This is a genomic window from Paenibacillus sp. FSL R7-0340 (assembly GCF_038002205.1).
Lineage (GTDB): Bacteria > Bacillota > Bacilli > Paenibacillales > Paenibacillaceae > Paenibacillus > Paenibacillus polymyxa_B.
In genome coordinates this window covers 518,498-538,818 of sequence record NZ_JBBOBY010000002.1, presented here as the reverse complement: position 1 = coordinate 538,818, position 20,321 = coordinate 518,498, and the positions used below count along the sequence as shown (strand labels likewise).

Sequence of the window (20,321 nt, the reverse complement as noted above, 5' to 3'; positions counted from 1 at the left end):
AGATTTATTAAATCTTTCCGCCTACTCCTTTAAACTTATCTACAAAGGCAGAGATTTTCTGAAAAACGCTCTGCTTTTTTGTTAAATACTGAGGATTAAGAGGACTCATTTTAGGAAGAATTTCATTAAGCTCCGTTCCATTTTCACTAGCATATTCTTTTTTCAATGAATTTAAAATATATCTTTTTGCGGCCTCTTCACTAAGGCTTTCAGTAGTAATCAATTCTTCTGCTTCACGTTTTTGCTCCTTTTGAGCAAATGAGAAGAAGGCATCAATAATACTTGCTTTATCTTGAATATTATCCAAGTCTGTTTGATTAATAAAATCGATGATCAAACTTTCTTTCGCACGGTTCCCTACACTCGAACGAATTAAACGACGTACCTCTTCAACCAACGATTCTTTATCTTTTATTTTTTTGTTATTTTCAAAAATAAGTTCAAGAATATAATCTAAATTGATCTCTTGTGATTTTAGAAGATCTACTTCAAAGACAACCTCATCCCAATCAATAGAGGAATTGTCTTTTTGTTTTCCGTTTTTCTCACGACGAAGCCAATCACGAATATCATTATAGGATGAACGATAATCTTGAATCGTTCTTTCTTCTGGTACATTAATTTCTTGCATGGCAGCTATATCTTCATCATTCATATAGTGAGTAGATTTAAAATTTTCCAAAGCCTCAGAGTCATTGAGATCTACTGTTTGTAAAGCTTTTAGACTTGAAAACTCATCATAATTCTGCAAAATATTTTCAACACGCAAATATTCACCAAAAAGCTTGGCAAACTCTTTTTTATCTTTTTCAGTAGAAATATCTTCAACATCAGGAAAACGTTCTTGCAGCTCTTTTACTACGTCTACATAACCACGCCGGGCTTCCCCCGTTGCGATATCAGTAAACCCTTCCATATACTCTTTGTAGCTTTTTTCCAGCACTACATTTTTAGTGTTTGTATCCCCGAAAAGAGTAATAGCATCTATAGTGGCTTGTTCTAAATCTCTAAACGTAATGATATTTCCAAAGGTTTTAGTTGCATCATAGATACGATTTGTTCTCGAAAAGGCTTGCATCAAACCATGATACCTGAGATTTTTATCAACAAATAAAGTATTTAATGTAGGAGCATCGAACCCGGTTAAAAACATGCCTACAACAATCAATAAATCGATCTCTTTGTCTTTTACTCGTTTAGCAAGGTCACGATAATAATTTTGGAATTCCTTACTTTCTACGCCATAATTGGTTTTAAACATGGCATTATAGTCTTTAATGGCTAAACTTAAAAACTCTTTTGCACTACTATCCATTGCTGAAGGTTCAAAAGTTTCATCAAGAATTTCACCTATAGCATTTTGCTCTTCATTAGCAGCAAAGGAGAAGATTGTCGCAATCTTAAGGGGTTTACTGCTTCCCTGTTGTAAGTTATTTAATGATTCATAGTAGAGTTTGGCTGCATCAACACTGCTCACAGCAAACATGGCATTAAATCCTTTTCCATTCGCATTTAAACGGTGGGTTTTTATTTTAAAATTATGAAGAATATATTGAGAAATTTCTTTAATCCGTTCAGGATGTAGTAATGCTTCTTTATTTTCTGCGGCCGATAGCTTTTTCTCGTCCTGTTCTTTTTCAATCGTTTTGAACTTGGGACGTACATCGTTATAATCTACTTTGAACTTTAAAACTTTTTCATCTCTAATGGCATCCGTAATTACATAAGAGTGTAACTCTCGACCAAAGACAGAAGCAGTCGTTTCAGAACCTAACGCATTCTCTGGGAAAATAGGCGTACCTGTAAATCCAAATTGATAGAACTTCTTAAACTTTTTATTGATATTTTTTTGAGCTTCACCAAATTGTGAACGGTGGGCTTCATCAAAAATAAATACCACTTGCTTATGATATATAGGTAACTCTGTTTCGCTTTTAATTAGGTTATTCAGTTTTTGAATCGTCGTCACAATAATTTTATTATCATCTTTTTCAATGTTACGTTTTAATCCTGCGGTACTTTCTGAACCATTAACACTATCAGGAGAAAAACGCTGATACTCTTTGATCGTCTGAAAATCCAGGTCTTTGCGATCTACAACAAAAAATACTTTATCTATAAAATCCAGTTCAGTAGCCAAACGAGCTGCTTTAAAACTTGTAAGCGTCTTCCCTGAACCCGTTGTATGCCAAATATATCCGCCACTTTCAGTGGTTCTCCAATTTTTGGATAAGTGTGAACTTTTAATTTTCCATAAAATTCTTTCTGTAGCCGCAATTTGATAAGGACGCATAATCAGTAGATTATCGCTCGCATCAAAAACGGAATATTTCAGTAGTATATTCAGTAAAGTATTTTTTTGAAAAAATGTAGCTGTGAAATCTTTTAAATCTTTAATCAGGGTATTATCTGATCTAGCCCAATTCATCGTAAAATCAAAACTGTTTTTATCACGTTTAGTCGTATTAGCAAAATAACGGCTATCTGTCCCATTAGAAACCACGAAAATCTGTAAATATTTAAACAGAGAGTTTTCTGAATTAAAACTCTCTTTACTATATCGATGAACCTGATTAAAGGCTTCACGTATGGCAATCCCACGTTTTTTAAGCTCTACTTGTACTAAAGGTAAGCCATTGACTAAAAGGGTAACATCATATCTGTTGGCTTGCGTTCCTTTTTGTTCAAATTGGGAAATGACTTGCACTTTATTATTGGCGATATTCTTTTTGTCCACTAGGTAGATGTTTTGAATATGCCCATCATCAAAGACAAAGTCATAAATGTAATTATTATGAATTTTACGTGTTTTATCAATATGGTTATCACTGGGTTTATCTAAAAACTGTTCACAAAATCTAAACCATTCAGCTTCTGAAAATTGTACATTATTAAGGTTTTGCAGTTGCACTCGGACATTAGCAAGCATTTTTTCATGAGTGGTTAAACTTGGTAGATGTTCATAACCTTGATTGTCCAAATCTTGAATCAGTTCTCGTTCCAAATCAGCTTCTGTCTGATAATCAGCTCCTTGCTGATCGATCTTCGTATATTTATCCAGAACGATGAAGTTGTTTGATTCTACAATGGGTTTGAAATCGCTCATTCATTTCCCCCCTTAATTAATTTTTTAAACCTATATATCTCTTTAATTTCACTAATAAGATGCCTTAAAACATTCTTGTCATCATTTGTTAGTTCAACGATTTCTTCACCTGAATGCTTCGAATGACTGGATAAGTTCAGAATCCTTTTTTCATATGCAGCATGACTTCCTTTAACAGGTAATAACAAATCTCCCCAATCAGAATAACCTAAAAAGGTGGACATTTTCTCTAAAATGTTTCGAAGAAAGTTAAAATGATATTTATATATTTGCTCAGATGCAATAGCTTTGTCGATTTCATTTATTAGAAAAAGATGATAAGAAAAAGGCGAATCATTAGGCTGAGATATGAGCTCATAAATGCCTTCTTCTTTCTTTTCTAACCTATGTTTTTTAAAGTGTTTATTATTGTTGTAGCCTGTTTCCCTGTTAGAATTGTTAAATTCATTACAGAGTACATTATAAAAAAGGGGATTATGTGTAGTTATAATAAATTTAAGGTTTGGTATATTGGATTTTATTAATTGTGCTAAATCTACTGCTAATTCAATCAAGTGATTATCATCTAATGAACTTACAGGATCATCTATAAATACATACTCTAACTGGTCAAACTGATTTGTTCCTCTATTACTTGGTTCAACTACGTTTAATACATCAATAACTTGTTCAAGCAGAGTATAAAAAACACACCATACAAAATTACTCTCTTCACCTTTTGAAATTTTAATGTTATTAGAACGTTCTTCATTACCACGTTCATATGAAAAAGTTATTTCTGTAAAAGCACCTATTGTTATATCTTTTCCATCTTTATCTTTAATACTATATTCTTCATTAAAACGCGGATTTAATTTTTTATCCGAATAATTTTGGAAATTTTTAATAATATTACCATCTTGTCCTTGCTCTTCAAATATCCATTTTGTAAAAGAATTCGGATAGATTTTCAGTTTTGGTTCAGTATCATTTTGTAGATCATTATCCCAATAAAATAAATCTTCCGTAAAAGCATTATAGTAAAGAAATTTAACCGCTTCTAATTCCTCAAATTCAGTATCCTCTTTTCCTTGCGGTGCAATTAACAATTTGAATTCTCGTGAGAGCCTTGTTTTACCTGTTCCGTTAAAAGCATAAATTAATTGAACGTTTTTTCCATTATCTTTTAACTGTTGTGCAATTTCATTTAAACTCTTTCCCATACTATGCTTCTACCTCCTCTTTTGGAAAGCTAAGAAGCATATTACGGTAATATTCGAATTGTTTTTGACGCAATTCTATTTCACGAGGTAAATCCTCAGTGATTGAAGATGTCAAGGCGTCGAATTTGTCTAAAATAGATACGATGCGTGCTTGTTCAGAAGTAGTGGGAATAGGTATTTTATAATTTGAAATCATCTGTAAATTTAAACCACCACGAGTTCCACTTCCTGAGGATATTTGACGTAAATTATCATATTGAGTTTTTAAATAATGAAAAATATAATCCGTATTAACTTTACTTTCATCAAACGTTAATGCAGCAAGAGATTGATTAGTTGTTAAATCAATTCTAATTCTTGCAACTTTTCCACGGGTCTTACCTTGTCCTGCCAATGCAATAACAATTGAGTTTTTGGGAACAAACTTAGCACTAGAATTTTCTAAACCTGATTTAGTAATATATTTCTCTGTAGCATATACAGTTTCTAAATTAACTTCTCCTGAGCTCATCCAAGGAATTGTACCATTCTCCCAATATTCTGTAACACCTGTTTTAGGTGTCCCACCTGAATAAATTTTTTCAGCAACTTCCCCCAAAGCCTTCCATTCAACTTCATCCTCGTCAAAACTCAGCAACTTATCACGGTAATAGGTATATTGCTTTTTACGAGCTGTAAGCTCTACTGTAAGCTCTACTGTAAGCTCTGCTGTAAGCTCTGTTAAGATATCCAAAATACGGACGATTTCTTCCTGTACTTTTAGAGGTGGGATGGGAATTTGGGCTTTACTTAGGCCGTTCGCATTAATCGCAGAAATTTTCCCTGAAGATATATATTTCTTAATTTGGTCATGAAAATGCTTGGTTCGCAAAAAGTATGAAACATACTTAGGATTCAAAGAACTTCTATATGCAAAACAAGCATCATGAATAACAACTCCTGTAGGACCAAGCCAAGCAGTACCTATCCCAATATCTTCAATTGTTTCCCCAGCAGCAACAATTATTACGTCACCATGTTCTGCAACTCGTAGCTTTGAGGCTAGATCATGACTCACGAATGATTTAGTTTTATCTGCCCAGATATTATAATGTGTATACATTTCTCCATAATGAATACATGGGAAACCTTCTGAGAGCATATCGGTTTTTACAAACCTTTTGCCACGTGTGAATTCGCCAATCTCCCCCAAAGTCTTCCACTCAACCTGAACCCCATCAAGCAATTCCTCTATAAAATTGGGCTTAATCATGATTCAATCCCCTCAACAACCTTATCTATTTCCGCACGAAGCTGATCGATCTTGGCTACCGTCATTTTTATTTCTGCATTCAGCTCATTTATATTAACAATTTCCCTTGTATCTTTTGCTTCCACATAGGAGCTTACAGACAGATTGTAATCATTTTGAACGATTGCATCATAATCAACAGATTTCGCAACATGCTCAACATCTTCTTTGCAATCAAACATGCTCATAATTTTCTCAATATGTTCATCTGTCAGTACATTATTATTGATTCCTTTTTTATAGAAATCCACACCGCTAGCATCTATAAATTGAGTTTTATTATCCGTTTTATGCTTGGAAAGAACCAAAATATTAACCGCAATTGAAGTCCCATAAAATAGGTTCGGCGCCAATGAAATAACCGTTTCAACAAAGTTGTTATCAATCAGATACTTTCTGATTTTCTGCTCTGCGCCACCACGGTAAAAAATGCCAGGGAAGCAAACAATCGCTGCACGTCCTTTACTTGACAAGTAACTAAGCGCATGAAGGACAAAGGCGAAATCGGCTTTGGATTTTGGGGCTAATACGCCCACAGGAGCAAATCGTTCATCATTAATAAGCGTTGGATCATCGCTACCGATCCAATTTACGGAGTAAGGAGGATTCGATACAATCGCATCAAAAGGCTTTTCGTCACCAAATTGAGGGTCTAAAAGCGTATTTCCCAATGCAATGTTGAACTTATCGTAATTGATGTTGTGTAAAAACATATTCATACGAGCAAGGTTATACGTCGTATGGTTGATCTCCTGTCCATAAAAACCATCTTCAATAACATGAGCGTCGAACTGTTTTTTGGCTTGTAAGAGCAAGGAACCTGAACCGGCAGCCGGGTCATAAATCTTATTAATAGTAGTTTGCTTGTGTATCGCTAATTGTGCAATAAGTTTAGATACAGGCTGCGGTGTGAAGAATTCTCCTCCGGATTTCCCTGCATTAGCAGCATAATTAGAGATTAAATACTCATAAGCATCACCAAAAAGGTCAATGTGGCTATCTTCAAAACTACCAAAATTAAGCCCTTCCACGCCTTTAATGACAGCAGCTAAACGACTGTTTTTGTCTTTTACCGTATTTCCTAATCTATTGCTTGTCGTATCGAAATCAGCAAATAACCCTTTAATATCCAGATCAGAAGGATAACCGTTTGCTGAACTTTCAATAGAAGAAAATATAGCAGCTAAATCTGTATTCAAACTTTCATTAACATTGGCGTTTTTTGCAATATTGGAGAACAATTGACTCGGATATATGAAATAACCTTTTGTTTTGATGGCATCTTCTTTGATCTCTTCAGTTATAATGCTATCGTCAAGTTCTGCATAATTGATGCTTTCGTCGCCGGCTTCAATATAGCTAGAAAAATTCTCACTAATAAAACGATAAAAAAGAGTTCCCAAAACATATTGCTTAAAATCCCATCCATCTACTGAGCCACGAACGTCATTGGCTATTTTCCAGATTTGAGATTGTAATCCTGCACGTTGTTGTTGTACTGCACTTGACATTTGTATACCTCCGATTTTTACAATAAGCATTCTCGAAACTCCAAAAGCCCGATTTTTCTCTGTTTTCCTGCTTTTCTAGACGCTTTTCTTAATATTTTCTTCTTGTACATCTATCATCTCTTAAGTTCCCTAATTAGAATAGAGAATTCCATTCGAATTTATTATACCAAATGAAACGAGATGTCTTCGGCCGTTCGATTGTGGGCTGCTAATGAGAGCCGTTGTGTACAGCTGCCATGGATCTGCGAAATGCTCCAAAAAACCTTGGACGCGGGATGCTACGTCCTACTTAAAACAAGGCAAAACGCTTAGTAATTCGAACCATTCCACAGCATTTTGGAGTACAACCTATTTCGCCGACGCGAGTATTCGTCATTGGATGACTAAATAAAGTTTTACAACCAAAGATGCATGCACGGCAATTTAAAACGAATAGCCCCTTATGCTTTAGCGAGTGGTTCATGACTTTACCTGAGTGCAAGGCATTTTAATGAAAAGCGTAAGTTAGAGCAAAACTGCCAACGCACGAGTTTAAGCGTAAAAGTCTTCAGTATTAAAGGCTAGCCGGTTGTACTTTCTTTTTTATTCAGCGAAGTGCAAAGCTCTTATAGAATTACCAGATATATGCGAATCCCTAATCTTGCTCATAAGTTCAATTTTTACTTATCAAAATACTAATCCAAGAAACAAGTAAGAATACAAAATCAGACGCGTCCCCAATCCGTCCCCAACTCAAACATTCACTTATTCCAAACCCCGCCATTCCAACAATGCCACACTCTCCACATGCACCGTATGCGGGAACATATCCACAGGCTGTACTTCCACTGTACTATACCCGCCATCCTCCAATATTCTTAAATCCCGTGCCAGTGTGCTTGGATTACAGGATACATACACCACGCGTTCTGGCTTCATCTCCAGAATGGTATCGAGCAGGCGTGGATCGCAGCCCTTGCGGGGTGGATCGACGACGATAACGTCGGCGGTGATGCCTTGCTCTTTCCATGCAGGAATGACGTCCTCGGACGCGCCTACCTCAAATTTCACATTACGCATTTCGTTCAATAGCGCATTACTCCGTGCATCGTCGATGGCTTCTTTGACGATTTCGACCCCATACACCTGGTCCGCATGCTGGGCGAGAAACAAAGAAATCGTGCCGATGCCGCAATACGCATCAATTACCGTTTCTTTGCCCGTGAGCCCGGCATATTCGACAGTTTTGCTATACAGCACTTCCGTTTGTACGGGATTCACCTGATAAAAGGATCGCGCGGAAATCGCAAACTGGACGTTTCCAATGTAGTCGTAGATCACGTCACGCCCCCACAGTACACGAGTCTCGTCGCCAAAAATAACGTTCGTTCGCTTCGTATTCACGTTCTGGCATATGCTTGCCACGTGTGGGATATGCTCACAGATACTGCCGATCCACGCATCTGCATGCGGAATATCTCGCCCATTCGTCACGAGCACCAGCATCATTTCACCCGTGCGAAAAGCAGTCTTTACAACGACATGGCGCAGCAGCCCGCGTCCGGTTTCTTCATTATATGCACTGATGCCGAGCATTCGGCCAATCTCTTTCACACGTGCGACAACTTCGTCATTACGCTCATCCTGAATGAGACAGGTGTTCATATCCACAATTCGATGGCTGCCACGTGCGTAGAAACCGCCGACAAGCCCACCCTCGGTGACACCAATCGGCACCTGGGCTTTGTTGCGGTATCGCCAAGGCTCACTCATACCGAGTGTAGGATGCACGACTACGCCATGTACACGCGACATGCTGTCGGCATTTCCATCCGCATTCATGGCCGAATCAGAAGTCGTGACTGTATCGGCCTCACCATCTGTATCCGCAGAAGCAGCCAAAACCTGTGCAGTATGCTCACTTGGCTCTGTAGCCACACTCAGCTTCCCGATACGCTCCAGCACGTCCACGACATGCTGGCGTTTCCAGCTGAGCTGCGCTTCGTAGCTCATATGCTGGATCTGGCAGCCACCGCATTGATCGTAGATGGCGCACGGAGCTGCAATCCGGTCAGGGCTAGCCTGCGCAATATCCAGCAGCTTGGCATACCCATACTGCTTTTTCGTTTTTAACACCTTTACTCGAACCTTTTCACCCGGTAACGCACCTGGAACGAACAGCGTAAAACCCTCGACACGTCCTACGCCCTCGCCATCGTGGTTCATGCCGATGATGTCTATCACGGCCTCATCGTTCTTTTGCACAGGCAGATCGCTACGCTCTACACTAGACCGGTTACGATTGGAAGCTTCCTGACTTCGTCCACCGTTGGAAGAACGACGAATATTTCGTCCATTTTCCCTTTTCTTCTGAGCCACTTCATTCATATTTCCATTTTTATGTTTGATTTCGGCTTGAAGCAGCCCATTTCCAGCTCTAACTCGAGACTGTTCCGGTTCTCTCTCTCTTGTCGCCTTCATAGTCTTTTTGTGCTGATTTCCTTGAACAGGAGTTGCTGTCGCTGCATTCCGGCGGCTTTTTCCACGTCCGCTACGGTTATTCATCATGATTGTCACTTCTTTCTGATCTTCTTTTTATGCGGTATTTTCCTTCGGACGTCTAATTAGAATGGTCATCTAAACATACAAACATCAACTCGAAAATGCCGTTACTCCCTACGGAGAACGGCAAGAACCAATATGTTCACAAAAACAACTACCTACTCTTCATTCCATATACTATATTGCGTTGCCGCCCGGAAGCAGAAGTATTTCCTCATCATTCCTCACCGGAAAACATTCAAATGATGAGGTAAATTCCGGAAAGTCGCTGGCAAGGTACCGCCCAGTTCGCCATCCAGATTAAGCTGGACGTAGCCGGGTGAGGTCACTTCCATGTAATCTGTTTTAAAATAAACAATCTTCTTATCCTGCAAATGCTCACCACGCAGCGCAAGTGTTACCAACCGGATCATTTCCGCCAGATTGCATTTCCGCACAGCGATGACATCGAGGAGCCCATCATCTATTGTCGCCCCGGGAGCAAGCTTTTCAAACCCGCCCACCGAATTCGTATTCGCAATCAGGAAGAGCATAAACTCGTCGTGAATCACTTCCTGACCCGATGCCTTGATGATCAGCTCCTGTGGAGCAAGGCTGACCATCTTCTCCATACCTTTAAAATAATACGCCAACTGGCCAATCATCGTTTTTAGCTTGCTCGGAACTTCATACGTAAGCTCGGTTAAAGTTCCCCCGCCTGCAATGTTGATAAAGTAGCGGTCGTTCGCTTTTCCGATATCCAGCGGCTTCGGATTTTGACGAATAACTAGGTCGCAATAATCCTCCCAGTGCTTGGGGATGCCTAGTGCCCTGGCGAAATCATTCGTCGTCCCCAAAGGAAACACACCCAGGGGCGGGCGGTTTTCTCTTTCAGCCATCCCGTTAATGACCTCATACAATGTACCGTCGCCACCCGCGGCGATAATCATGTCATACCCACGCTCAATGGCCTCTATTGCGGCACGCGTTGCGTCCCCTTCACCCGTAGTTGCATGGCAAGAGGCTTCAATACCACCTTCATCCAGGCGCTGCAAAACATCCGCAAGACGACGCTTCATTTCCTCACGCCCAGAGGTCGGATTATAGATTAATCTAGCTCTTTTCATTCCGTTACGCCACCCGTATATTTAATGATATTTATATTCACATAGCAGTTCATCACATTCAGTCTGTACAAAATATCATCATACTGGAAAAAGACCTCTTTTACAATAAAAGAAGCCAGACTTTGCCCAAATAAGGAAATTTAAGGCTAAGATGACGCTATAGCCGAACTAGACTACCTATGACTTGACCTTGCTTGCTTCTGCACACTTTGCAATAATTCACGAACTTGTCTATCCATCCAGCTTGTGAGCAAAGGATGCGGCAATAAAGGATCTCCTGAATAACGGTATTCGAGCCCCTGCAAGCGTTTAGGAATTATGTGGCTTGTAAAATATCCAGAACTCAAAAATAGCGGTGCCACAATAACATCATGACCCCGCTCCTGATTCCAATACGCTGCCTTGTCGTACACACTCTCGGGATTTAGCAAAGCGTGGTCCGTGATGATACCGCTCACGCTTTGCACCGTACGGGCCAACGAAGAAATCCCCTGCTCCCAGCGCTGAAAAAAGCCGTTGTGCACACTGCCGTGACCTACGAGTAAAATAACCTCTCTCGCAGGGTCGGCCGATAGCGGGCGAACCTTGTCCCACACCATGCGGGCAACATCTTCTCCGTCATCCAGCGGGCTGCCAAAATGCACTCGCGCCTTCATTCGAAACGGCTTCAAATCTGTTTCTTTGTCCGGCGCATCTTTGACACCCAGTGCATAGCTAATCTCATCTACATGCGTACTGCCTGATGACACAAACAAAGGTATAACCAATATATCTGTTACACCCAAGGCTTCCAGACGGTCAATACCATTTTGAATCAATCTTTCTTTAACCGTTTCCAAAAATGAAACCTCTACTGGTATTTCTTCCGGCAAATGAAGCTTTGCAACTGCCTGATCCACCTGTTCCACCCAATATGGCTCCCTAGAGCCGTGGCTGATTACCAGTATCCCAGGGCTCCGCATTAGCGTCCCAGACGTTCCAGAGTCATTTTATACCCATCATTACCATAGTTCAGACAACGTTTAACACGTGAAATGGTGGCTGTACTGGCCCCTGTCTCTGCTTCAATCTGATTATATGTGCTGCCTTTGCCTAGCATACGGGCAACCTCTAGACGTTGGGAGAGGGATTGAATTTCATTAATCGTGCACAGATCATCAAAAAATACATAGCACTCTTCCAAATTTTTAAGAGTTAAAATAGCTTCGAACAATTGATCAATACTTTTATCATTAAGCTTCTTAAGCTGCATGGATTATCATCTCCCAAGGTTACGATCTCTCCTCATTGTACCCGAGGAATAGTCGCTTTTTCAAGCATTAACGGTTTCACGCATTACAGAACAACATTATGACCATAGAAACGTACCGTACGAATGCCCAAATCCGCTTTTATACCTGATTTCGGGACACGCGCCTAAACCCACTGTGCGTTTGTAACATACAGTAGAGTATCAACCTGCAAAGGAATGTGATCTCATGCCTGGACACTACTATCATCGGAGGCCGCTACAGCGCTCCCTTTCCGATCCGTATAGTTCATCTCCTTATCCCGGACTCGATCCATACAACGAGGTTCCGCAAGCCGGTTCTTCCGGGCTGGTTCCTTACGAGGCGCCAGCGAGTATTACGGATTCTGCCGTGGTCACACCAGACCCGGTTCCAGCCAAAGGAGGACTGCTTGGAGGTCTTGGCAACCTCAGTAATCTCAACGAAATCAAAGGCTTCATTGACCGTATGGGTGGTATTGATGGAATTGTTGCTACGGTCGGCAAGGTGCAAAAGGTCATGTCCAGTGTGCAGCAATTTGCTCCAATGGCGAAGCTGATTATGGGCTCTCTCCCAGCATTCGGCAAATCCGCGAGCAAAAACTCTGCAACAGATATCGCCGAGGAATTGGATGAATACACACCACCACGCCCACGTCGGAAAAAGACACAGCGCAAAAGCACCACTACCCCGCGCAGACGTCCGCGCAAGCGCAAAAGAAAGTAGACTATACTATTTGAACCAGCCTCGGCGCATAAACCAGACCACCATTGCAACACTCAACAAAAACATGAAGAACAGTACGCCAAAATATCCATATTTCCAGCCCAACTCGGGCATATTCGAAAAATTCATACCATAGATTCCTGCAATCAGCGTCAAGGGCATAAAAACGGTCGTAATTACGGTCAGCGTCTTCATAATTGAATTCATGCGATTGGAATTGAGCGATATATAACTGTCCCTCAGGTCGGCTGTCATCTCGCGGTCGGCCTCCAGCATGTCTGTCAGCTTCAATAAATGATCATATATATCGGTAAAATAAGCCATATGATCTCCTTGGCCCTGCACATGCTGCGAATTCAAAACTCGGTACATCAGATCACGCATGGGTACGATGGTACGGCGCAGCTTGAGCAGCCTGCCACGCAGGTCAAACACCTGCTTCATTAATTCCTCTACGGATTCGCGACCGCCCAAGCCCTCCAGCTCGGCTAATTCATCCTCAATCATAAAAAGGCTCGGAAAATAGTTATCTACCAGCTTGTCCATCACCGTGTAGGCTGCAGCCAGCGGTCCTCGCGACCATATTTTGCGTTCATTCGCATGCTGGACAATCCGCTCCCAGGCTTGATCCAGCTCCTCTAACTCATGATGGTGATATGTAACCAAAAAACGACTGCTAATAAACATATCCACTTCTTCCGCAGCTAACGTATCTACATCAAGCGCATGCACGACCAGAAACTGCACATCCTCGTAATAATCCAATTTGGGACGTTGCAGAACATGCATACAATCCTCCACAGCCAGTGGGTGAAAATGAAAATAACTCGTCAGCAGCTCCGTCTCGCGATCTGTAGGCTTGCTAAAATCTACCCACATCCATATATAATCCTCCATGACGATCTGATCCAATGGTTTTCCCACTGTTACCTGATGATCATGACCTATAGCCAATGTACGTATCACCGTACGTCCCCCTCGCTTACACTTCCGTCTGATATGTTATTTATATTTTATATAAGCCAATTAACATTATACAAATCTCAAGTTCTAAATTCCTTTTAATAAAGAAAAGGATATCTCCGGGCCAACATGCCTCCCAAGATATCCTTATAAAATAATCAATTCATTATAATTAAATCTTTTTCACAACCCCCGTGCTTGTCGCTTCATATCCAAACCGTTCCTTTAGCCCGAGCTTCCGCTTCCTGATTTAACGCCTTGCCGATGCCTTTATTACGATGTTTTGAATCCATCACAAAAACGACGATACGCGCGTAATCTTCATCTCGCTCTCTTCCCCTATACCCACTCATTCAAGAGTGAGGCAGGCTCTTTGCACGAAAAGGAGCAATCAGCGAGTCGTAGCGCAGTGGTCCATTTGAATTTGTAGAAGCAACAGCGATCGAAAGATCAAATGCACTGCGGAGCGATCGCACACTACGTCCTTACCTGCACTCACGGCAAACCTTGCCCACTTACAATACCTTCTCCAAGAAACTAATGGTCCGCTCATTTTTCGGATTACCAAATACCTCTTGTGGCGTTCCTTCTTCTACGATGTAACCACCGTCCATAAACACGACACGGTCGCTTACTTCGCGTGCAAAACCCATCTCATGCGTTACGATCATCATCGTCATGCCTTCACGCGCCAGATCTTTCATTACGCCGAGCACTTCGCCCACCATTTCAGGATCGAGCGCCGAGGTAGGCTCGTCGAACAGCATAATGTCTGGATTCATTGCTAGCGCACGTGCAATCGCCACACGCTGCTTCTGACCGCCGGAAAGCTGTCCTGGCAATGCATCTGCCTTATCGACCAAACCTACACGATCCAGCAGCTTCATAGCCGTTTCCCGGGCCTCTGCCTTGGACTGTTTGCCCAGTTCAGTCGGCGCGAACATAATGTTCTTGAGCACGGTCATATGCGGAAACAGATTGAAATGTTGAAATACCATACCTATATTTTCACGGACTTTGTTAATGTCCACGTTTTTGTCACTCAAGTTGTAGTCATCGACAATGACCTCACCTGCGGTAATTTCTTCAAGCATGTTCATACAACGCAAAAACGTACTTTTCCCCGAACCAGACGGGCCAATGACACACACAACTTCGCCTTCACGTACTTGCATGTCGATGCCCTTTAGCACTTGATTACTACCATAGCTTTTTTTCAGGTTTTTAACGATTATTTTACCCACGGCGAACTCTCCCTTCAAGACGGTTGGAAATTTTGGTCAGGACTGTAATGACGATAAGATACATCACCGCTACTACCAGCCAAATATCAAAGGATTGGAATGTCCGCGCAATAATGATCTTACCCGATTGGGTCAATTCGACCAAACCGATAACAGACAAAATGGACGTATCCTTCAACGTAATAACCAACTGATTGATAAACGACGGGATCATGATTTTCACAGCTTGTGGCAAAATGATTTTAAGCATAGCCGTCCGATAGGGTAGACCAAGCGAACGAGCTGCTTCCATTTGTCCCGGATCAATGGACTGAATACCACCACGGATAATCTCAGTTACATACGCACCCGCATTCAGGGATAACGTCAATACAGCCGCAACAAAAAGCGGCATTTTGAAATCCAGTGCCTGTGGAATACCAAAGTAAATAAAGAAAGCAAGCACGATCAGCGGAATACCGCGGAATATATCGACGAATACAGTTGCAATACCACGGAACACCTTGTTATGGCTTACTTTCATAAAGCCAAACACCAACCCTAGGATAAAGGCTACGAGTAAAGATACAAGTGTGTACAGCAACGTATTTCCCATGCCCTTAATCAGCGAAGGCAGCGAAGCGGAAATCAGGCCCCAGCGGCTGGTTTCTACAGGCGCCACACCTTTGCCCGATTCGCCAAGGTATTTAGCCAAAATTTTATCGTATTCCCCGCTATTGCGCAGATTAACAAGCCCTGCATTAAATTTCTCCAGCAACTCTTGGTTCTTGCCTTGGTTAACAGCAAACCCGTAAGAAGCACCTTTTTCCTTATCTGTTACCAGCTTAAGGCCGTTATTCTGGTTTACACCGTATGCCAGTACCGGATAGTCATCAAAGCAGGCAACCGAATTACCTGTTTTAACTTCATCATACATTTGAGAAGAATCGTCGAACGGTACTGTAGTAAAGCCGTATTTGGCCTTAATGGATTCTGCGAATGTGTAACCTTCCGTTCCTGTTTTGACAGCGACACGCTGTCCTTTCAAGTCCTCATAGCGTTTAACCGTATCATTATCCTTGCGGACCGCCATGACGACGCCTGAATCAAAATAAGGCTCGGAAAAATCAAATTTCCGCTTGCGTTCATCGGTAATACTCATCCCGGCAATGACACCATCCACTTGATTCGTTTCAAGGGCCTGCACTGCCGCGTTAAAGCCAAGGGGCTTAATGGTATATTCAAAATTCTGATCCTTGGCAATAGCTGCCAGCAAATCCATGTCGATACCGACAAATTTACCATCTACATCTTCAAACTCAAAAGGCGCGAACGTTGTATCCGTGCCGATATCATACTTTGTTTTATTTTCTGCATGTGCCACTACACCGAAATTACCGGCCAGGGCAACCACAAAAAACAAACAAATCATGAGTGCTATTAGTTTTCTAGATTTTTGCATAATTTCCTCCAGTCAGTTGAACGGTTCAAAGTTTTCTGTTTATTCTACAGGAGTTATTAAAAATTGACTACTTTGATGTCAGGTATTTTTTGAAAAACGTTTCATGGAACTATCTGGATGTGTGAACTTTGAAGAAGCAGTTTTATCCCAGAATGCCAATAAGCCCCTGCCGCAAAAAGCGGACGGAAGCTTATTGTGTATTCTATAGTGTGTACCTTTTTTTCAAGAAATAATAATGAACTAAAAAAGAATTTTGAAAATCAATCCAGATAACAGTGCAGCAATCGGTATGGTTATCACCCAAGTAATAATAATTCGACCGGCCAGCGACCAGCGCACAGCGGAAAAGCGCTTCGCAGAACCCACACCCAAAATAGCCGAAGTAATGGCATGAGTAGTACTTACGGGCAAATGAAGCAATGTAGCTGTGAAAATAACAGAGGCTCCCGAAATGTCAGCTGCGAATCCGTTAATTGGCTCGATTTTAAAAATCTTGGTTCCCATCGTCTTGATGATTTTCCAGCCCCCGATAGACGTACCCAGCGCCATCGCTGTTGCGGCTGAAATTTTTACCCACATGGGTACTTCCAAATGGTCCTGATACCCCGCCGAAACGAGTGCGAATGTAATAATCCCCATCGCCTTTTGAGCATCATTCGTACCATGCGTGAACGACTGAAGCGCTGCTGTAATGACCTGCATTGTACGAAACCCTTTGTTCACCGTATGCGGACTACGATGAGCGAAGATATATTTTAAAATCATCATCACGATGTAACCGACAACAAAAGCAATCAACGGGGAGAAAATAAGTCCTTCGACAATCCCGATGAAGCCGCTCCAGTTTAATTTATCCGATCCTGCACCTACATACACCGCTCCAGCCAATGCACCAATCAATGCATGAGAAGAGGATGAAGGAATACCGAACCACCAGGTTAAGAGGTTCCAGATAATCGCAGCGATCAGCGTCGCAATGACGATATCAATTCCATTCGTAAGCTTGGTTGGATCAGCGACACTTCCACCAATGGTCTTCGCAACCCCTGTAAACAATATTGCCCCGAGAAAGTTCATGACCGCAGCCATAATAATCGCACGTCGCGGGGTCAATGCACGGGTCGATACCGAAGTTGCAATCGCGTTCGCCGTATCATGAAAACCATTAATAAAATCAAATGCCAGAGCAAGAAAAATAACAATACCTAATACCAATAAACTTGTATCCATGTAAAAGGACTCCCTTACGAGTTACGCATAATGATGGATTCCAGCATATTTGCAACATCCTCGCATGAATCCGTTGTCGTTTCAAGGCGTTCGTACAATTCTTTGCGTTTAATCAGTTCAATAGGGTCAGTTACAGTTGCAAACAGGTTTTTAATGCAAATACGCAACAATTCATCCCCCTGATTTTCCAAATCATTCAGGCGAATAGTGTATTCACGAATGGCCAGCAATTTTTTCTGTGAAAGCAAATGCACAGCTTTCTGAATTTCGTAAGCTGATTGACGCAAAATATCAGCGAACTGCACAATATACTCGTCCGGCTCCGTAATATTGTACATATAAAAACGAGAAGCCGTCGCTTCAAGACCGTCCAACACATCATCCATGGTTGTTGTCAGTTCCATGATGTCGTCGCGTTCCAACGGCGTAATGAAGGTCTTGTTCAGCTCAGTAATAATCGTGTGTGTGTAATCATCACACTTATTTTCATACTTCTTCATTTCATTTGTAAACAAAGTTACATCCTGAAGATTTGAAGTATGTTGGGCAAAATAATCAGCTGCTTGCACGATCGTATCTGCCATATTTTCCAACGTCTCGAAGAATATATCCTTTTTCTTCAATCTCATAACGATTACCCCTTTACGAAAATATCCGCAACCTGTTTCGACTGCAATAGACAACCTTTGCTATCTTATCACACTCATCAATGTTTTTGTAATGTTTGTAAAAGCAAATTTCATGATATACGTATACATTGCCCGACATGGAAGGTCATTATCCGACATTTTTTCCCTAAAAAGGTGTATTTCGTTTTCTAATTTGCTTCTATGGTTACATGTTCCTTTAGTGAAGTATCTGCAGGTACCACATGTATATAGGATGTACCTGGTGTTAACGGGATTTCAACCCCATTTTTCATAAAACGAATCGCATCGCCTGGTGTATGTTGCCACTCAGCCTGTATTAACCGTCCTTGTTGAAACACCATGGCCTCTCCGCTACCGTCCAACTCAACACTTAATCTGCCTACATCATCCAACGTTCGATGTCTAGCGCTCATCACAATGACATTGGCTGCTGAGAGCTGTTGGTTATTATTTTGATCCACATGTGACTTTTCGTTCACAAAACGCTTATATTGTTGATCCGCTGGATCATAGGTATAAGATACCCGATAGCTTTTAAGCAAAAACCGGATTTGTAAAGATGCTGCAGTCTCGTCCACCATAACTGGGGTTTCACCGGATTTGAGGTAAGAATATACTGGAACGTCCGTCTGCTTGGCATACCCTTTACTATCGCTTCCTTTGCGCAGTCTGTTCACGTCTGTGTATAAATTATGTGGAGGACGACGATCTTTGCTTCGCCAGAAGTAAGCCCCTCCATTTGAAATCTCATCCAGATGTTCCTTCCGCTGCTGCTGTAAAATTGCATAGGCATCTGTGCTTCCCCCTGCGTGTATCGGCAACGCACCATAGGTTTCGCCCAGCTCAATCAAATACGGCCGAATGCTACGGACCGGTCCGATCTTTACATCTCCGCCATGACTTTGGAAAAAAGCGACCAGACGGGTAATCCCACCTTCTGCAAGAACTTCATATACCATGTCTGCCTGGCTAAGTCCTGCCTGTGGACGTGCAGCCGGAGCATTGTTGATCATGACAGCGAGCGGTCGCTCCAAAACTGGCTGCTCCACCGGAAGACCGGTGAGCGGAGCTGTAAATGCCGGAATAGACTGCTCCTTCGACGGTTCAAGTGCCTCCTTCTCTGTTTCTTGCTTGGTCAGTTGGGGAACGGATTCAGATTCACCCGTATTGGACATAGCAGAACAAGACATCAGCGTCATGCATAACAGAGCTGAGGCCATCACACGCAACCAATGATTTCGTTGGGAAATGGGCCCGGACAAGTTCATCCCTCCACTTAGTTATTTTTCTCATTATAAGCTTTATTTCCTGTTTTTGTCTTGATTGAAGCATGACCAATCTATAGAATACTTATCTGAAGACATTAAAATTTAAAAAATATTTAGACTTTGTGATTTTTATCACAAATAACTGTAACTGAACCTACTACAATAAAGGTGTAGCAAAGATGATCATCCCAACAAAATGAAATACAACCAACATTATAGATTAAGAAAGAGGAGTGGTTTGAATGTTTAACAGCTGGTTACGTGAGAACAAAGTCGCAATGTGGTTGCTGACTGTAGTACGGGTTTATCTAGGGTATGAATGGATGACCCACGGACTTGAAAAGCTGACAGGTGGATTTGATGCAGGCGGGTTTATCTCGGGGGCCATTGCTAAAACAGGTGGAGACCATCCCGCTGTACAAGGCTGGTGGGGATCGTTCCTGGAAGCCTTTGCCCTGCCGAATGTAGGTTTGTTCAACGTCCTGATCCCATTGGGTGAGTTCTTGGTAGGAGTTGGCCTGCTTCTCGGTACATTGACTACACTGGCTGCTTTGATGGCTATGGTTATGAACTTCTCGTTCCTGTTCTCGGGTACAGTAAGCACCAATGCAATCTACCTGCTGTTTGAAATCTTCCTTGTAGTTGCTGGTGCAAATGCCGGAAGAATTGGCTTTGACCATTGGGTACTGCCCTTCCTGCGTGGACTGTTTCGTAAAAATAAAGATACCTTTCCAGCGGACCCTAGTCGAAAAATAGCTTAAACATCCCAAAATA

17 protein-coding genes are annotated in these 20,321 nt (G+C 41.7%); 2 read left to right on the top strand and 15 right to left on the bottom strand.

Annotated features, from left to right (window positions below; all coding sequences use genetic code 11):
• Positions 1 to 7 precede the first annotated feature (7 nt).
• From MKX59_RS25305 to MKX59_RS25270, 8 genes are all read right to left on the bottom strand, one after another.
• The gene (locus MKX59_RS25305; protein ID WP_028542006.1) at positions 8 to 3,106 is read right to left on the bottom strand and encodes a type I restriction endonuclease subunit R; all 3,099 of its coding nucleotides are present in this window, start codon (positions 3,104 to 3,106) and stop codon (positions 8 to 10) included.
• On the bottom strand, positions 3,103 to 4,308 hold the full coding sequence (locus MKX59_RS25300; RefSeq protein ID WP_028542005.1) for an AAA family ATPase: 1,206 nt from the start codon (positions 4,306 to 4,308) through the stop codon (positions 3,103 to 3,105). The genes MKX59_RS25305 and MKX59_RS25300 overlap by 4 nt, the downstream gene beginning before the upstream one ends.
• Before the next feature lies 1 nt (position 4,309).
• Entirely contained in the window at positions 4,310 to 5,560 is a 1,251-nt protein-coding gene (locus MKX59_RS25295) for a restriction endonuclease subunit S (protein WP_028542004.1), read from the bottom strand.
• Complete coding sequence (locus MKX59_RS25290; protein WP_028542003.1) at positions 5,557 to 7,110, bottom strand: type I restriction-modification system subunit M; 1,554 nt, start codon at positions 7,108 to 7,110, stop codon at positions 5,557 to 5,559. Before MKX59_RS25290 ends, MKX59_RS25295 begins: the two co-directional genes overlap by 4 nt.
• A gap of 744 nt (positions 7,111 to 7,854) precedes the next feature.
• Entirely contained in the window at positions 7,855 to 9,657 is a 1,803-nt protein-coding gene (rlmD, locus tag MKX59_RS25285) for a 23S rRNA (uracil(1939)-C(5))-methyltransferase RlmD (RefSeq protein ID WP_340859303.1), read from the bottom strand.
• A gap of 218 nt (positions 9,658 to 9,875) precedes the next feature.
• The gene (locus MKX59_RS25280; protein ID WP_013308843.1) at positions 9,876 to 10,757 is read right to left on the bottom strand and encodes a diacylglycerol kinase; all 882 of its coding nucleotides are present in this window, start codon (positions 10,755 to 10,757) and stop codon (positions 9,876 to 9,878) included.
• 173 nt (positions 10,758 to 10,930) lie between these two features.
• Positions 10,931 to 11,719, bottom strand: a complete 789-nt coding sequence (locus MKX59_RS25275) for a sirohydrochlorin chelatase (RefSeq protein WP_028542001.1) — start codon at positions 11,717 to 11,719, stop codon at positions 10,931 to 10,933.
• Positions 11,719 to 12,009, bottom strand: a complete 291-nt coding sequence (locus MKX59_RS25270; protein WP_007428885.1) for a YerC/YecD family TrpR-related protein — start codon at positions 12,007 to 12,009, stop codon at positions 11,719 to 11,721. The genes MKX59_RS25275 and MKX59_RS25270 overlap by 1 nt, the downstream gene beginning before the upstream one ends.
• A gap of 226 nt (positions 12,010 to 12,235) precedes the next feature.
• Between MKX59_RS25270 and MKX59_RS25265 the strand changes: the two genes are divergently transcribed.
• Positions 12,236 to 12,751, top strand: a complete 516-nt coding sequence (locus tag MKX59_RS25265; RefSeq protein ID WP_025721205.1) for a hypothetical protein — start codon at positions 12,236 to 12,238, stop codon at positions 12,749 to 12,751.
• Positions 12,752 to 12,757: 6 nt separating this feature from the next.
• Here MKX59_RS25265 and corA read toward each other — a convergent pair whose 3' ends face one another.
• The 7 genes from corA to MKX59_RS25235 all read right to left on the bottom strand — a co-directional run bounded on the left by corA (position 12,758) and on the right by MKX59_RS25235 (position 19,541).
• Entirely contained in the window at positions 12,758 to 13,717 is a 960-nt protein-coding gene (gene corA, locus MKX59_RS25260) for a magnesium/cobalt transporter CorA (protein WP_340859298.1), read from the bottom strand.
• Between the two features lie 203 nt (positions 13,718 to 13,920).
• The gene (locus tag MKX59_RS27640) at positions 13,921 to 14,067 is read right to left on the bottom strand and encodes a GNAT family N-acetyltransferase (protein WP_081327454.1); all 147 of its coding nucleotides are present in this window, start codon (positions 14,065 to 14,067) and stop codon (positions 13,921 to 13,923) included.
• Positions 14,068 to 14,229: 162 nt separating this feature from the next.
• The gene (locus MKX59_RS25255) at positions 14,230 to 14,958 is read right to left on the bottom strand and encodes an amino acid ABC transporter ATP-binding protein (RefSeq protein WP_023987087.1); all 729 of its coding nucleotides are present in this window, start codon (positions 14,956 to 14,958) and stop codon (positions 14,230 to 14,232) included.
• A complete protein-coding gene (locus MKX59_RS25250) occupies positions 14,951 to 16,399 on the bottom strand; it encodes an amino acid ABC transporter substrate-binding protein/permease (protein ID WP_023987086.1) in 1,449 nt (482 codons plus the stop codon). The genes MKX59_RS25255 and MKX59_RS25250 overlap by 8 nt, the downstream gene beginning before the upstream one ends.
• Before the next feature lie 240 nt (positions 16,400 to 16,639).
• On the bottom strand, positions 16,640 to 17,629 hold the full coding sequence (locus tag MKX59_RS25245; protein ID WP_023987085.1) for an inorganic phosphate transporter: 990 nt from the start codon (positions 17,627 to 17,629) through the stop codon (positions 16,640 to 16,642).
• Positions 17,630 to 17,643: 14 nt separating this feature from the next.
• A complete protein-coding gene (locus MKX59_RS25240; RefSeq protein WP_007428879.1) occupies positions 17,644 to 18,258 on the bottom strand; it encodes a DUF47 domain-containing protein in 615 nt (204 codons plus the stop codon).
• Between the two features lie 188 nt (positions 18,259 to 18,446).
• Positions 18,447 to 19,541 carry a DUF3048 domain-containing protein gene (locus tag MKX59_RS25235; protein WP_340859294.1) on the bottom strand — a complete coding sequence of 365 codons (1,095 nt, stop codon included), beginning with the start codon at positions 19,539 to 19,541 and terminating at the stop codon, positions 18,447 to 18,449.
• A gap of 248 nt (positions 19,542 to 19,789) precedes the next feature.
• Here MKX59_RS25235 and MKX59_RS25230 point away from each other — a divergent pair, with 248 nt between their 5' ends.
• Positions 19,790 to 20,308 carry a DoxX family membrane protein gene (locus tag MKX59_RS25230; protein ID WP_053324664.1) on the top strand — a complete coding sequence of 173 codons (519 nt, stop codon included), beginning with the start codon at positions 19,790 to 19,792 and terminating at the stop codon, positions 20,306 to 20,308.
• The last annotated feature ends 13 nt before the right edge of the window (positions 20,309 to 20,321 follow it).

Coding starts and splice junctions, on each gene's coding strand:
- MKX59_RS25305 (WP_028542006.1), bottom strand. CDS start 3,106: ATGAGCGATTTCAAACCCATTGTAGAATCAAACAACTTCATCGTTCTG.
- MKX59_RS25300 (WP_028542005.1), bottom strand. CDS start 4,308: ATGGGAAAGAGTTTAAATGAAATTGCACAACAGTTAAAAGATAATGGA.
- MKX59_RS25295 (WP_028542004.1), bottom strand. CDS start 5,560: ATGATTAAGCCCAATTTTATAGAGGAATTGCTTGATGGGGTTCAGGTT.
- MKX59_RS25290 (WP_028542003.1), bottom strand. CDS start 7,110: ATGTCAAGTGCAGTACAACAACAACGTGCAGGATTACAATCTCAAATC.
- rlmD (WP_340859303.1), bottom strand. CDS start 9,657: ATGATGAATAACCGTAGCGGACGTGGAAAAAGCCGCCGGAATGCAGCG.
- MKX59_RS25280 (WP_013308843.1), bottom strand. CDS start 10,757: ATGAAAAGAGCTAGATTAATCTATAATCCGACCTCTGGGCGTGAGGAA.
- MKX59_RS25275 (WP_028542001.1), bottom strand. CDS start 11,719: ATGCGGAGCCCTGGGATACTGGTAATCAGCCACGGCTCTAGGGAGCCA.
- MKX59_RS25270 (WP_007428885.1), bottom strand. CDS start 12,009: ATGCAGCTTAAGAAGCTTAATGATAAAAGTATTGATCAATTGTTCGAA.
- MKX59_RS25265 (WP_025721205.1), top strand. CDS start 12,236: ATGCCTGGACACTACTATCATCGGAGGCCGCTACAGCGCTCCCTTTCC.
- MKX59_RS27640 (WP_081327454.1), bottom strand. CDS start 14,067: ATGAGTGGGTATAGGGGAAGAGAGCGAGATGAAGATTACGCGCGTATC.
- MKX59_RS25250 (WP_023987086.1), bottom strand. CDS start 16,399: ATGCAAAAATCTAGAAAACTAATAGCACTCATGATTTGTTTGTTTTTT.
- MKX59_RS25245 (WP_023987085.1), bottom strand. CDS start 17,629: ATGGATACAAGTTTATTGGTATTAGGTATTGTTATTTTTCTTGCTCTG.
- MKX59_RS25240 (WP_007428879.1), bottom strand. CDS start 18,258: ATGAGATTGAAGAAAAAGGATATATTCTTCGAGACGTTGGAAAATATG.
- MKX59_RS25230 (WP_053324664.1), top strand. CDS start 19,790: ATGTTTAACAGCTGGTTACGTGAGAACAAAGTCGCAATGTGGTTGCTG.